This window comes from Tsuneonella troitsensis, assembly GCF_001441535.1.
Classification (GTDB): Bacteria; Pseudomonadota; Alphaproteobacteria; order Sphingomonadales; family Sphingomonadaceae; genus Tsuneonella; species Tsuneonella troitsensis.
This window is the reverse complement of the sequence record NZ_LMAU01000007.1, coordinates 45,257-58,910: the sequence shown is the minus strand read 5'-3', so window position 1 is coordinate 58,910 and position 13,654 is coordinate 45,257. Positions and strand designations below refer to the sequence as shown.

Genomic DNA, 13,654 nt, shown 5'->3' with positions numbered 1-13,654 from the left:
GGCCTAGCGCCGGCAGGTCGCCTCGTTATCCGTCGACAGGCGTGATGCGTAATTGCCGGTCGTGCTAATCCGCACGACCTGCGCGCATTTGCGTAGCTGGAAGCGCACCCGCCTTTCCCTGAAATCGAGCTGAACCCGCCGGAAGGTCTCCATCACGTCGGTTCCGAGCAGGAGCGACGGCTGATCGTCGATCCCGAACACCGCGAACGGCGGAATGTCGGCAAATGCGATCGGGACATCGCGCAGCGTGACGGATCCCAGCTTCAACTGCGAGACCCGGATCAACTGCAACTCCGCCGGAGTCCCCGTTACACCGATGACGGTTATCGTCTGAAACTGACGCGAGTTCTTCAACATCAACGCGTCGCGCAGTTTCGCGTTGCCGATCGAAACCTCCGAACCGGTATCGATGATGGCGTCGACCGACACCTTGTTTGCCATGACTTGTGTAAGGATGAGTTGTCCGCGCTGGAGCCGCGCCCGGACCACGATCTCGCCGTCCATCCGCGTATCCTTTCGCCGTCCATCGTCGACCGAAATCTGGCGCTTCTCGAAGTCGAGCATGAGGCGCTGATGGACGAGCGCGTCGAGACCCACCATGCCCTCGGCCCCGATGTTGCTTTCCTTGAGCACCGGGACTTCAAGGTCGAACAGGCGGCTGGGGCCTAGTTCAAGCTCGTCGACGAAAACCCGCTGGACCGGTTGCGAATCGGTTATGCCGTTGAGCATCGTCGGCTGGCCCGGTCGAAGCCTGAGCGCGGTCGAGATCCGCTCGCCCACCACCGAGGTGTCCGCGCCGCTGTCGACGACGAACCGATAGGGCCCGGTGTCGTTGATACGGACCTGCACCGTCATGCGCGTGCGCAGCTTGCGCGCGTCAATCTCGTCCCCGCCGACCGCGAGCGTATCGTCGATCTGTGCGGGTGGAAGCGCTGGCATCCTCGGTTGCGGCGTGCTGCCGCGAGCTTGGCCCTCGGCCGGGGCGTCGGAAGCCGCCGACGGAGCGCCCAGTGCCGTCATCGCAGTCATCGCCAGCAAATGAGACAGGGGTAAGCGCATCCGAAGGTCTTATGCCCGGGGCAAGGCCCGATCCATGTCGGTTCGACGAACGGCATTCCCGGCCGGTCGCGGTCTACGCCGATCTGCTTGCGTTTTGCGCCCCGGACGCTATGTGCGCGCCTTCCCACGCGACAGCATCGGGAAATCCATGCGGGAGAGCCGCCGGAAGGCGTCTCGACTGACCGCTTACCATGAGCCGGGGTGGAAGCACCCCTGCGACAGTGAGAAAGGAGGCCATCAGTGGCCAAGAAGATCGACGGCTATATCAAGCTGCAGGTGCCCGCGGGCGCCGCAAACCCGTCGCCCCCGATCGGCCCCGCGCTGGGCCAGCGCGGCGTCAACATCATGGAATTCTGCAAGGCGTTCAACGCGGCGACCGGCGAGATGGAAAAGGGCATGCCCATTCCCACCGTCATCACCGTCTTTGCCGACCGCAGCTTCACCTTCATCACGAAGACGCCCCCGGCGAGCTTCCTGATCAAGAAGGCGGCCAACCTGAAGTCGGGTTCCAAGGAACCGGGCAAGGTGAAGGCCGGGACCATCAAGCGTTCCAAGCTTTCGGAAATCGCCGAGCTGAAGATGGCCGATCTCAATGCCAACAACATCGAGATGGCAACCCGCATCATCGAGGGCTCCGCGCGCTCGATGGGCCTCGAAGTGGTGGAGGGCTGATCCGATGGCCAAGCAGACGAAGAAGAACAAGGTCACCGCGCAGATCGACCGCGACGCGAATTACAGCTTTGCCGAAGCGCTGAAGGCCCTGCGCGAGCACGCCAGCAAGAAGTTCGACGAGACTCTCGAAGTCGCGATGAACCTCGGCGTCGACCCGCGTCACGCCGACCAGATGGTTCGCGGTATGGTTTCGCTGCCGTCGGGCACGGGCAAGGACGTCAAGGTCGCCGTGTTCGCTCGCGGCGACAACGCCGAAAAGGCCCTCGCTGCCGGTGCCGACAAGGTCGGTGCCGAAGACCTGATGGAAGACATGCAGGCCGGCAACCTCGACTACGATCGCGTCATCGCCACTCCCGACATGATGGGCGTCGTCGGCCGTCTGGGTAAGGTGCTGGGCCCCAAGGGCCTGATGCCGAACCCCAAGCTCGGTACCGTGACGCCGAACGTGGAGCAGGCCGTGAAGGACGCCAAGGGCGGCCAGGTCGAATTCCGCGTCGAGAAGCAGGGCATCATCCACTCCGGCCTCGGCAAGCTGTCGTTCTCGGACGATGCGCTGAAGAAGAACTTCGACGCGCTGACCGGTGCGGTCGTCAAGGCCAAGCCTTCGGGCTCGAAGGGCAAGTACGTCCGCAAGATCTCGCTGACCACGACCATGGGCCCCGGCCTGAAGGTCGATCTTGCCGAGGTCGAAGGCGCGTAGTTTGTTGAGCCTTAAGTGCCGGCGGGGTCATCCGGCCCCTTGGCTCCCGCGCTAACCGCGCGGCGGCCGGTCGGCCTTGCGGACCCTGAGGGTCTGTTGGCGCAAGTTTTTATCGCTGCGCTCATGTAGCGAAGCGATAGCGCGACAAGAATGGGCCGGGGGGAAACCTCCGGCCCTTTTTCTTTGCTCAGATGCCGCCCGGCGTGGTCGAGTGCCCTGCCGCGTCCATCGCGGCCACCAGTGCGTCGCGGCAAGCCGCAAGTGTGTTTCCGTCGGTCGAGCGAATCACGAAGTTCGCGCCCACCTTGCCCTCGCGGAAGAACGGGTAACTGCCGATGGCGACACCGCCCGGCGCGCCGGCGTAGTCCTTTTCCGCCTGGCGCAGGATATCGACGACCTCGCTTTCCGGGACCCAGCCGCCGAGCGTTTCCGACAGCAGCGGTGCGCCGCCTTCGAGCTGACCGGTCAGCGCATCGAGCATTCCGGCAGTTATGTGCGGAACCCCGGCCATAACGAAGAGGTTGCCGATGCGCAGGCCGGGTGCCCCCGACATGCGGTTGGGGATGAGTTCGGCTCCCTCAGGCGCGCGAGCCATGCGCAGCCGCGCTTCGGTGAGCTCGATCCCGCGCCCGATGTAGTAACGTTCCAGGATTGCGCGGGCTTCGGGATGAATGATCACCGGCACGCCCAGCGCCTTGGCGACCGCATCAACCGTGATGTCGTCATGCGTCGGACCGATGCCGCCGGTGGTGAAGAGGTAGTCGTTACGCGCGCGCAGCGCGTTCACCGCCTCGACGATGCGATCCTCGACATCGGGCACGACACGCACCTCGGCGAGCCGGATGCCTTGGACCTGCAACCAGGACGCGATCTGCGCGATGTTCTTGTCGTGAGTGCGGCCCGATAGGATCTCGTCGCCGATGACGACGAGCGCGGCGGTCCAGATGCGGTCGGTCGAGGTCATGCGGCCGCGCTAATGGAAGCAGTCCGCTTGCGCCAGACCTACTCGGCGGCCTCGAGTTGCTCGTCGAATGCCCGCGAGTTGGCGCCCGAGCGGCGGAACTGCAGCAGCCCGTCGTCGATCGGGCTTTCGGCCATGTACTGCCGATCGTGCAGGTAATCGTGGTTGAGCCGCCATGGGTCGGCCTCCGCGCTCTTGGGCAGCGCGGCGCCCGACCGCTTCACGTAGCCTGCATCCACCGTAAACGAATCGTGTTCGACCAGGACAGTCCCTTCAGGGATGACTGGAACCGCGATGTCGGCGTCCTTGGCGCGCATGGCGTTGAGCAGGCGGCAGGTGAAATCGGACAGCAGGTCGTATCGAAGCGTCGAGCCGGTGTTGGTATAGGGCACCGGGTGGACCAGGTTCGGCACGCCCGAGAGCATCGCGTTCTTGTAATAGAAGTGCTCGTTCGCCACGATCGCCTGGCCATCGAGGCTGAGGGCGATCTTGCCCCCCATCGTGAGCTGCAGCCCGGTCGCCTTGACGATGATGTCGGCGGGGACCTTGCGGCCGTCGGTCATCACGATTCCGTCAGCAACGAACCGATCGATGTGCCCCGTGACGATCTCGACGCTGCCGTCCTTGATGGCTTCGAAAAGATCGGCGTCCGGCACGAAGCACATGCGCTGGTCCCACGGCTGATACGGCGGCGTGTGATTCTCCGCCCGGTAGTGGGCGCCGAGGTGCTTGCGGGTGTCGTTGTCGATACGCTCTCGCACCATGTCGGGCTTGGTCCGCGCGGTCTTGTACATCTTGTCGCCAAGCCGCACTCGCATCGCGCGGGCCAGGCGGGTGGCGGTACGGAGCGGCAGGATCTTGCGCAGGAACTGGCCGATCCGGTCTTCTCCCGGGATCGATCGGATATAGGTCGGCGTGCGCTGCACCATCGTCACCTTGGCCGCGTCGCGCGCCATGTTCGGCACGACGGTGATGGCGGTCGCGCCCGAGCCGATGACCGCTACTTGCTTCCTCTTGTAATCGAGATCCTCGGGCCAGTGCTGCGGGTGGACGACGGGGCCGGCGAACTCGTCTTCGCCCGCGAACGCCGGGGAGTAGGGATTATCGTAATCGTAGTATCCGGCAGCAAGGTAGAGGAAGTTCGCCGTAAGCTCGTGCCGGCCCCTGTCGTCTTCGACCGTGACGTTCCAGCATCCGTGTCGGGTGCTGAAATCGGCGGAGACCACCTTGGTGCCGTAGCGGATATTGTCCGCCAGGCCGTATTTACCGGCGACATTGGCAAGGTATTCGCGGATGCGGTCCCCGCCAGCCAGAGTTTCGCGTCCGGTCCACGGTTCGAACTCGTAGCTCAACGAATGCATATCGCTGTCCGAGCGGATGCCGGGGTAACGGAACAGGTCCCACGTACCGCCCAGGTTGTCCCGCCGCTCGACGATCGCATAGCTTCGGTCGGGACACTTCATCGATAGATGTGCGGCCATGCCGATGCCGGATATTCCGGCGCCGACGATCAGCATGTCATGGTCGCAGGCAGTCAGGGTCATCGCATCTCTCTCCAGATTGCCGCGAGCGTAAATCTGTCCGTTGCATCATGCAACGGGTTTGGCTTTCGACTAGTGAGCGAAGACCACGGTCCGGCTGCCGTTGAGGAACACCCGGTCCTCTAGGTGCGCCTTGACCGCGCGGGCGAGCACCCGGCGTTCGACGTCGCGGCCGCGGGCGACGAGTTCCTCCGGCAGTTCGCGATGGCCGATCGCGACCACGTCCTGTGCGATGATCGGTCCCTCGTCGAGCTCGCTGGTCACGTAATGGCTCGTCGCGCCGATCATCTTCACGCCCCGCGCATGGGCCTGGTGATAGGGGCGGGCGCCCTTGAAGCCGGGCAGGAAAGAATGGTGGATGTTGATGCACCGACCCGAGAGGAAGTGCGTCATCTCGTCCGACAGGATCTGCATGTACCGCGCCAGGATCACCAGTTCGGCGCCGCTTTCCTCGACCAGCGCACGCACCGCGGCTTCCTGCTCCGCCTTGGTCGATGGCGTCACCGGCAGGTGATGGAACGGCACATCGCCGATGATCGCAGTGTCGGTCAGAGCCTCGCGCGGGTGGTTGCACACGATTCCGGCGACTTCCATCCGCAGCTCGCCGATGCGCTGGCGGTAGAGCAGGTCCGACAGGCAGTGGTCGAACTTGCTGACCATGATCACAACCCGGGGGACGAATCCCGGGTCGCGCAGCTTCCAGTCCATCGCATGCCGCCCGGCCAGCGGCGTGAACTGCGCCCGCAGCGCCTCCGCCTCATGGTCGGCGGGGTCGAACGCGATCCGCATGAAGAACCGGGCGGTCAGCGGATCTTCGTACTGCTCGGCATCGACGATGTTGCAACCCCGTTCCGCCAGGAACCCGGCCACGTCGGCGACGAGACCGGGCCTGTCGGGGCAGGACAGCGAGAGGACGCACGGTTGCCCCAATCCGGTCAGCCGCCCTGTCGGCTGGCTTCCGCGGCGGCCGCCACTTCGGCAGGCCAGGTCACCTGCGTCTGCGTTTGCGGATTGAACACGTCACCCGGATAAACTGCCGCAGCCGCCGCGGCGATTTCCTCTGCCGTCAGGAATTCGCTGGGCGTCAGTTCGAAAACGTCGAGCCCGCGCGCGATCTCGGTGGCGTAGATCTTGCCCTTGTACCAGTAGGCCGACCAGTATCCGCCCATGGCGAGCTGGTCCTTGTCCACCGGGCCGCGATCGAAATAGGCGATTTCCTTGACGTTCGCCGGATCGGTGAAATCGATCACGCTGATTCCGCCCTGATACCAGGCCTGCACGAACAGGTCGCGGCCCGGAACCGGGATGATCGAGCCGTTGTGCGCGACGCAGTTCTCCTTGTCGCTTTGCGGTGCGGGCAGCTTGTAGGTGCCGCGATAGACGAGCTTGCCGTTCTCGATCGCATAGAACGCGTTCGCGCCCCAGTTGGTCGGGTCTCCCGCCTGGCAGCGCGGCCGACCGCCGCCGCCCCATTCGTCGGTGAACAGCACCTTGGAACCGTCGTTGCTGAAGGTGGCCGAGTGCCAGTAGGCGAAGCCCTTGTCGGTCACGTCGTCGATCCGCTTCGGCTTCAGGGGATCGGCAATGTCGAGGATGATGCCGTTACCCGAACAAGCACCGGCCGCCAGCTTCTTGGCCGGGAACACGGTTATGTCGTGGCACTGATCGGTTTCGCTGGTGTCCTGCGTGCCTTCGCCGTGGTCGCCGCCGCGCCACAGGCCCGCGATCTGGCCGCCGGCAGCGAACACGCGCGGACGATCGACGATCCGCGCGGCTGCAGGGTTGGCGACCGGAACCTCGATCACGTCGATCGAGAACAGCGCGGTGTCGTCGCCCGGCAGGTCGGTGCAGATCGACAGTTCCTCGGTCCGACGGACGCCGCCGGTCCCTGATGCGTAGATCACCAGGCGCTTGTCGTCCGCGCTGACGATCGAATGGGTATGGCTGCCGCGGCAAGTCTGGATCTGGCCGACCTGGCGGGGCATCGCGGGATCGGAAATGTCGAACAGGCGCAGGCCGCGGAACCGCTCTGCGGTGACCTGTTCCATGTTGCCCTGCAGGCCGCAATCGACGCGGCCCCGTCCTTCCTCGACGCTCATGACGAGGAGGTTGCCGGCCACCGACACGTCGCCCTGCCCGCCAGGGCAGACGACCGAGCTGACGAGCTGCGGAATGCCGTCGGCGGGTAGGCGGTACACGTTGAACCCGTGATAGTTGCCTGCGATCAGCAGGTCCTTCGAGAACGCCATGTCGGTGTTGGCGAAATCGAGCATGGACCCACGTTCGACCAGCTTGGGCGCCTTGGGCTCCTTCTCGTCCTCGGCAAGCGCCTTGGGATCGTTGGGATCGGCAGGCTTGTCGTCCTTCTTGTCCGCGTCCGCCTTGGCATCCTTCTTGCCGTCTTTCCCGCCTTTCGCCTCGGCTTCCTTTTCCTCCTTCGACTTCGCGACGGGGAGGGCGAGACCGGCCGGGTTGGTCGGATCGTAGAAACCGGCGGGCTTTTCCAGGCTGGCAAGCTTGCGCAGGCCCATGATGGCTTCCCCGGCATCGCGGAACCCGGGCTTCAGCGTGGCGCGCGCGTCCTGTGACAGGGTGGCGAGGCGGCGGTTCATCCGCGCGATCTCTGAGTTCTGATCGCTCACGACGTCCGAGGTGAACTGGTTCATCTCGGGATCGGAGGCGGTTCCGTACCACCGGAGCAGGTTGTTGGTCATGCTCACTGCGCCGCGGTGGTGGGCGATCATCATTTCCAGGAACAGGCGGTCGAACGCCGTGCCCTCGGCCGCGGCGAGCGCGGCCATCTGGGCCGGGGTCGCCATGCCTTCCATGATGACCATGTCCTTGCCGGCGACGGTCGAACCGCCGTGGCCGCTGTGATCCATGGAAGAATGGTCCATGCCCGCGTGCGAGGGCTGGCCCATGCCCGCCATCGTTACCGACTCGCCCCGGCTGGTGAGCCAGTCGGTCATGAACTTCATCTCGTCGGCCTGGCTCGCCTCGATCCGGCGGGCGATGCGCCGGATGTCGGCGTTCGTCGTGCGCTCTTCCACCAGCGCGGTCATTTCGGTGGCCTGCTTATGGTGCACGATCATGTGCTGCATGTAGGCGACGTCACCCGGCGAATAGCGCATGTCCGCCAGCTTGATGGCATCCGCCGCCGACAGAACCTTGCCCGGCTGGCCCGGCGCGCCGGGCTGGACGATCGGAACGCTGTCCTGCGCGTGCAGGGCAGGGGTGGCGAGCGAAATACCGGCAAGCAGAATGCCGCGGAAAAGCGAATGTGTGCGCATGATAGTCGGCGAACCCCTCAAAGTCGATTGACGGGCTTGTCGGTTGCCGATTGCGCTCCGTCAAGCCGGAGCGTGTACGATCGCGTGCTTGATCAGGCGGCGCGGACGTGGCGCAGGAAGCCGCTGACCTGACTGCGCAAGCTGGCCGCCTGCGCCTTGAGCTCGCTTGCCGAGCTGAGGACCTGGCTCGCGGTGGCTCCTGTGGCCAGCGCGGTTTCGCGCACCTGGACCACGTTGGCGGACACGTCGCCGGTACCGCGCGCGGCCGTGTCGATGTTGCGGGCCAGCTCTAGCCCGGCAACCGACTGCTGGTCGACGGCGGACGCGATGGAAACGGCCGTCGATTCGAGCTGCTGCACCTGTTCGGCAATGGCTTTGAGCGCGGTCACGCTCGCGCCGGTCGACTGCTGCATGGCGCGGATCTGCGCGGCCACTTCGTCGGTCGCCTTGCTGGTCTGCGCCGCGAGTTCCTTGACCTCGCTCGCCACCACCGCGAAACCGCGGCCGGCCTCGCCGCTGCGGGCGGCCTCGATCGAGGCGTTGAGCGCGAGCAGATTGGTGCGCCGCGCGATCGCGCTGATCAGCTCGACGATCTCGCCGATCTGGTCGGCCGAGAACGCCAGCGCCTTGACGGTGCCGTCGGCCTGCTCCGCCGTCGTCGTCGCCTCGCGCGCTAGCCCGGCCGATTGCGCGGCCTGCCGACTGATCTCGCCGATCGACATGGCGAACTCGTCGCTTGCGGCCGCCGCTGCGGCCACGCCGTTCGAGGCGTCGTTCATCGAGTGCGACACGGCATCGACCTGGTTCGCGGACTGGTCCGCCGCCGCTGCCATCGAACTGGCCGCGTGCTCGAGCTGGTCCGCCGCCGAGGCCACGGCGGTCACGACGTCGCCGACCTCGCGTTCGAAATTCGCCGCGAGTTGAAGCAGCATCCGCTGCTGTTCCTCGCGCACTGCCTTGCGTTGGGCAAACATCTCGTCGAGTTTGTGACCCGATTTCACGAACACCTGGAATGTGCGCGCCATGTCGCCGATCTCGTCGGCCCGGTGAAGATAATCGAGCGTGAAGGTGCGATCGCCCTCGCTCAGCCGGATCATGTCGCCCGACAGCTTGCGCAGCGGCATCGCGGTGTCGATGAGGATGCGGCGCAGGGCGATTGTGCCCAGGCCGAACCCGAGAACGAAAATCACGGTCACGACCGAAACCGCCACCGAGGGCGCGACGATCTGCCTGAGAGCCGCAAGGGCAACGACCGAGTTGACGGCCAGGCCAAGCAGCAGTCCGCCGACCAGCACGCCCAGCTTGCGGGCGAGGGGCAGATCGTTGAACCACCGCGCGGCCACCCAGCGCTGCCGCCGGGCTGCGACCGTGCTGTCGCCGAGGCTGGCCGATGCGATCTCGTCCTCCAGGGTTTCCGCCTCGATCATCGAAACTGCATTCATGCTGCCCTCGTCGCCGCGCGGTGCTTGGGTCCGCCGGCCTCCTTTAGCCGCGCCGCGAATTCGTCGGCGGGCATTGCCTTGTAGTAAAGCCAGCCCTGGATCTGGTCGCAGCCGGCGGCGCGGGCCAGGTCGGCCTGTTCTTCGGTTTCGACACCTTCGGCGGTGACGTCCATGTTCATCGCCCGGGCGACCGAGATGCTCGACATCATCATCGCCCGGCTGCCGTTATCGCGCTGCGCCTCGACCACCAGCGAGCGGTCGAGCTTCAGCTTCTCGAACCGGAACTGGCGCAGGAAGCCGATCGAGGCGTAGCCGGTACCGAAATCGTCGAGCGCGATATCGACCCCGAATTCGCGGATCAGGTTGAGACTGCGTTCCGCCACGACCGGATCGAGCACGAGGCAGGTCTCGGTGATCTCGAGCTCGAGACGCTCGGGCGGAAAGCCGGTATCTTCCAGGATCTGGCCGAGCTGAATCGGGAATTCGGGATTGCGCAGCTGCGCCGCCGAGATGTTGACCGACAACTTGATCCCCGTCCACGGCAGCGCATCGCGGCACGACCGGTCGAGCACCCACAGTCCGATCGCGTTGATCAGGCCGGATTCCTCGGCGATCGGAATGAACACGTTGGGTCCGATATTCTTGCCGTCGGGTCGGTTCCACCGGACGAGCGATTCGACCGCGACGATCGCTCCGCTGCGTGCATCCACCAGCGGCTGGTAGGCCACCACGAACTGATCCCTCGCCAGCGCGGCGCGCAATTCCTCGTCGAGCACCTGGGCAGCAGCACGGCTTTGATCGAAATCGCTCTTGAACCACGTGCAGCGCATCTTGCCGCCCCGCTTGGAGGCATACATCGCCACGTCGGCGCGTCGCAGCAATTCGCTCGAGCCCAGCCCGTCGCTACCGTTGGAACGGGCAAGGCCAATGCTCGCCCCCACCGGAATCCGGCGGTCTTCCACCGGAATCGGCGCGTTCATCCGGTCGATAAGGCTGCGGCATATCCCTTCCAGGATGGTCCCGGCAACAGCGCCCACTTTCAGGATGGCGAACTCGTCGCCGCCCAGTCGATAGGGGCGGGCCTCGTCGCCGCATATTTCCCGCAGGACTTCCGCGCATTCGCACAGGACCTGGTCGCCGACGACGTGCCCGTAATGGTCGTTGACCATCTTGAATCCATCGAGGTCGATCAGTGCGACGCCGACCTCTTCTCCCATACGGGTCGAACGCGCGCAGTCTTCGTGCAGCGCCCGCCGGTTGGGCAGGCCGCTGAGGCTGTCGGTACGGCTGAGGCCTTCGAGGCGGCGAACGTGTGCCAAACCGTATCGGCCGAGAATGGCCACCGCAGCCGCATAAGCCACCACGCCGACGCCGACGATCGTTATTCCGGAAAAGCTCGAAAAGCGGGTGCCGAGCGCGAAAAGGGTGGCGAACGCTCCGAACAGGCCCGAGAGCACGACCAGCGGCGCGAAGACGAGCATCTTCGACCCGATGGATTTGCTGTCGACCCTCCCAATCACGCGTAGTCCCCTTTCGCGCGGCGCCCGGCGCCGCCCTCGCAATAGGGACGAGTGCCTAAGGAAGGGTGAAACGAACGGTCAGAACGCATTTTGCGCCCGTCGGCGAGCGCTCGCGCCGGTTGGAACTGTGCGACGATACAGTCCGCTCGTGTCGCTCGCAGGAGCGAAAGCCCGCGAATGGTCGGTCGCCGTTTCCCCTGCGCCGATCATCAGCCAGCCATCGTCGACGATCGCATCCGCGAGCTTGTCGAATGCCTTCTCCCGGTGGACCCGGCCGAAGTAGAGCAGGACGTTTCGGCAGAGCACGAGGTCGAAGCGGCCCGGGTCGGGCGGGTTATCGAGCACGTTCCTTTGCTTGAATCGGATACGCCTGGTGAGGTCGCGCTTGGGACACCAGCCGTCCGGCGTCTCTTCGAACCAGCGCAGCATCTGGGTGACACCCAGGCCGCGCTGTATTTCGAACTGCGAGTAGAGGCCCGCGCGGGCGGCCTCGATCGCCTTGGACGAGATATCTGTACCAACGATGTCGATCCGCCAGCCTTCCCACCGCCGCGGATCGTCGGCGAACAGCATTGCCAGCGACAGCGCTTCCTGGCCCGTCGAGCAACCGGCCGACCAGATAGACAGGCGCCGCGTCGCCGCCCGCTTCGCGGCGAGATCCGGAAGCACTTCGTTTGCCAGCAGATCGAACATGAGCCTGTCGCGGAAGAAATACGTCTCGTTGTTCAGCAGGGCTTCGACGACTTCCCTCGCAAGATCGTCTTCGCGCGTATCCGCCAGCAGGCAAACGAGCTGGTCCAGGTTCGAGATTCCGCGTTCGCGAAAGAGACCTGCGAGCGCGGTCTGGATACGCCAGCGTCGGCTCTCGCCGAGTTGCTGGCCCGTTCGCGAGAAGAGCAGGTCGGCAATGATGCGATGGGAAATCTCGCTCACGCGCGGACGGTCCGATGATCGGCCGTGCATGTCGGCGAAACCGCGAGGGCCGCTACCCTATGGGCTATCGCCACGGGAGGCAGCACCGCCGTTGCCAGGCCCGCCTCGGCAACCGCGCGGGGCATCCCCCACACGGCAGACGTCGCGGCATCCTGGGCGAAGATGGTCCCGCCTGCCCTGACGAAGCTCTCGGCTCCAGCCGCGCCATCGCGGCCCATGCCGGACAATATCACGCCGATGGCGTTGCCCCCGGTCGCATCGGCAAGGGTTTCCAGCAGCGGGTCGACCGAAGGGACACATCCGCTGGGTACGGCGTGGTGTGCGATGCCCGTGACAAGACGCCCTGCCGTTCTGCCGACGATCATGTGTCCGTCGCCGGGCGCGACGAGGATCTCGCCCGGCACGAGCGGCGATCCGAGACCCGCGACGGACGCCGGACGGTTGGCCGCGTTGGCGAGCTGGCGGGCGAGGGTGGCCATGAAGCTCGGCGGGAGGTGCTGGACGACGAGAATCGGCAGCGCAAAATCGCGGGGAAGGGCGTCGAGCATGAGGCACATGGCATGGATGCCGCCCGTCGACGCCCCGATCGCCAGTGCCAGAGGCTGTGCCTGAGAGTGTGTCGATACCCCCGTGCTTAACCGTGGTGCGGAAATCGGCCGGGTCGTCCGCGCATGGCCGCGCGGAGCCAGGGCGCGAATCTTGCCGATCAGAGTGCGCGCATAGCCTTCGTCGAATTCGCCGGAGCGGGGCTTGAGCAATGTGTCGGCGGCACCCATGGCCAGTGCGGACAGGGTCGCTTCCGCGCCTCGCTCGGTCAGGGAAGATACGACCAGGACCTTTGCGTCACGCGCCAGGTCGATGATTCTGGGCAGTGCCCCGATACCACCCATGCCCGGCATCTCGAGGTCGAGCAGGATCACGTCGACGGCGGTTTCGGATAGCCTCTCGATGGCCATTTCCCCGGTCGTGGCCTTGGCGACGATGTCGATGTCGGCTTCGGCAAGGACGATGCGCGAGAGCACGGTGCGCGCGACGAGGGAATCGTCGACGATCATCACGCGGATTCGCGACTTGTCCCTTTCCCGGTTCGCGAACCCGCCGGGGTAGGCGGCATTGCCAGCCATGCGACCGTCAGCCGAAGCCGACGAGCTGGAGTTTTATCTGCAGAGTCTCGTGATCGAAGGGCTTCATCACGTACTCGTCGGCTCCGGCGCTGATCGCCTCGCGAATGTGCGCCACGTCGTTCTCGGTCGTGCAGAAGACGACCTTGGGCTTGTCGCCACCTTCACGCCTGCGGAGCTGGACGATGAATTCGATCCCGCTCATCACCGGCATGTTCCAGTCGAGCAGGACGACGTCCGGCATCGACTGGGTGCATCGTTCCAGCCCTTCGCGCCCGTTCTCCGCCTCGTCTACCGTGAAGCCGAGCGACTCCAGGATGTGCCGCGATACTTTGCGGATCACGCGAGAATCGTCGACGATGAGGCAGTGTTTCATGAGCTTCGCGATCCGTTATGTTCGGTTCTTGGGTCCGAG

Annotated in this window: 12 protein-coding genes; 2 read left to right on the top strand and 10 right to left on the bottom strand. The window is 65.3% G+C overall.

Annotated features, from left to right (window positions below):
- Positions 1-3: 3 nt before the first annotated feature.
- The gene (locus AR323_RS13580) at positions 4-1,029 is read right to left on the bottom strand and encodes a retroviral-like aspartic protease family protein (RefSeq protein ID WP_057884525.1); all 1,026 of its coding nucleotides are present in this window, start codon (positions 1,027-1,029) and stop codon (positions 4-6) included.
- Positions 1,030-1,299: 270 nt separating this feature from the next.
- Between AR323_RS13580 and rplK the strand changes: the two genes are divergently transcribed.
- Both rplK and rplA read left to right on the top strand, forming a co-directional pair.
- The gene (gene rplK / locus AR323_RS13575; RefSeq protein WP_057884524.1) at positions 1,300-1,731 is read left to right on the top strand and encodes a 50S ribosomal protein L11; all 432 of its coding nucleotides are present in this window, start codon (positions 1,300-1,302) and stop codon (positions 1,729-1,731) included.
- A 4-nt stretch (positions 1,732-1,735) separates the two neighbouring features.
- Positions 1,736-2,431, top strand: a complete 696-nt coding sequence (gene rplA / locus AR323_RS13570) for a 50S ribosomal protein L1 (RefSeq protein ID WP_057884523.1) — start codon at positions 1,736-1,738, stop codon at positions 2,429-2,431.
- A gap of 187 nt (positions 2,432-2,618) precedes the next feature.
- Here the strand turns inward: rplA and AR323_RS13565 are convergent, their stop codons facing one another.
- From AR323_RS13565 to AR323_RS13525, 9 genes are all read right to left on the bottom strand, one after another.
- Positions 2,619-3,395, bottom strand: coding sequence for a competence/damage-inducible protein A (locus AR323_RS13565; protein WP_057884522.1), 777 nt, complete (start codon positions 3,393-3,395; stop codon positions 2,619-2,621).
- 38 nt (positions 3,396-3,433) lie between these two features.
- Positions 3,434-4,936 (bottom strand): flavin-containing monooxygenase, encoded by a 1,503-nt coding sequence (locus AR323_RS13560; RefSeq protein WP_057884521.1) that lies wholly within the window; start codon positions 4,934-4,936, stop codon positions 3,434-3,436.
- Between the two features lie 69 nt (positions 4,937-5,005).
- Positions 5,006-5,863 carry a formyltetrahydrofolate deformylase gene (gene purU / locus AR323_RS13555; RefSeq protein WP_057884520.1) on the bottom strand — a complete coding sequence of 286 codons (858 nt, stop codon included), beginning with the start codon at positions 5,861-5,863 and terminating at the stop codon, positions 5,006-5,008.
- A gap of 5 nt (positions 5,864-5,868) precedes the next feature.
- Positions 5,869-8,223: a DUF305 domain-containing protein gene (locus tag AR323_RS13550; protein WP_057884519.1), complete on the bottom strand. Its 2,355-nt coding sequence runs from the start codon at positions 8,221-8,223 to the stop codon at positions 5,869-5,871.
- Positions 8,224-8,315: 92 nt separating this feature from the next.
- Positions 8,316-9,665: a methyl-accepting chemotaxis protein gene (locus AR323_RS13545; protein ID WP_057884518.1), complete on the bottom strand. Its 1,350-nt coding sequence runs from the start codon at positions 9,663-9,665 to the stop codon at positions 8,316-8,318.
- Positions 9,662-11,185 (bottom strand): putative bifunctional diguanylate cyclase/phosphodiesterase, encoded by a 1,524-nt coding sequence (locus AR323_RS13540; RefSeq protein WP_235510642.1) that lies wholly within the window; start codon positions 11,183-11,185, stop codon positions 9,662-9,664. Before AR323_RS13540 ends, AR323_RS13545 begins: the two co-directional genes overlap by 4 nt.
- 78 nt (positions 11,186-11,263) lie before the next feature.
- Complete coding sequence (locus AR323_RS13535) at positions 11,264-12,118, bottom strand: CheR family methyltransferase (protein WP_235510640.1); 855 nt, start codon at positions 12,116-12,118, stop codon at positions 11,264-11,266.
- Positions 12,115-13,242, bottom strand: a complete 1,128-nt coding sequence (gene cheB / locus AR323_RS13530) for a chemotaxis-specific protein-glutamate methyltransferase CheB (RefSeq protein ID WP_235510638.1) — start codon at positions 13,240-13,242, stop codon at positions 12,115-12,117. The genes AR323_RS13535 and cheB overlap by 4 nt, the downstream gene beginning before the upstream one ends.
- A gap of 7 nt (positions 13,243-13,249) precedes the next feature.
- A complete protein-coding gene (locus AR323_RS13525) occupies positions 13,250-13,615 on the bottom strand; it encodes a response regulator (RefSeq protein WP_057884516.1) in 366 nt (121 codons plus the stop codon).
- Positions 13,616-13,654: the final 39 nt, after the last annotated feature.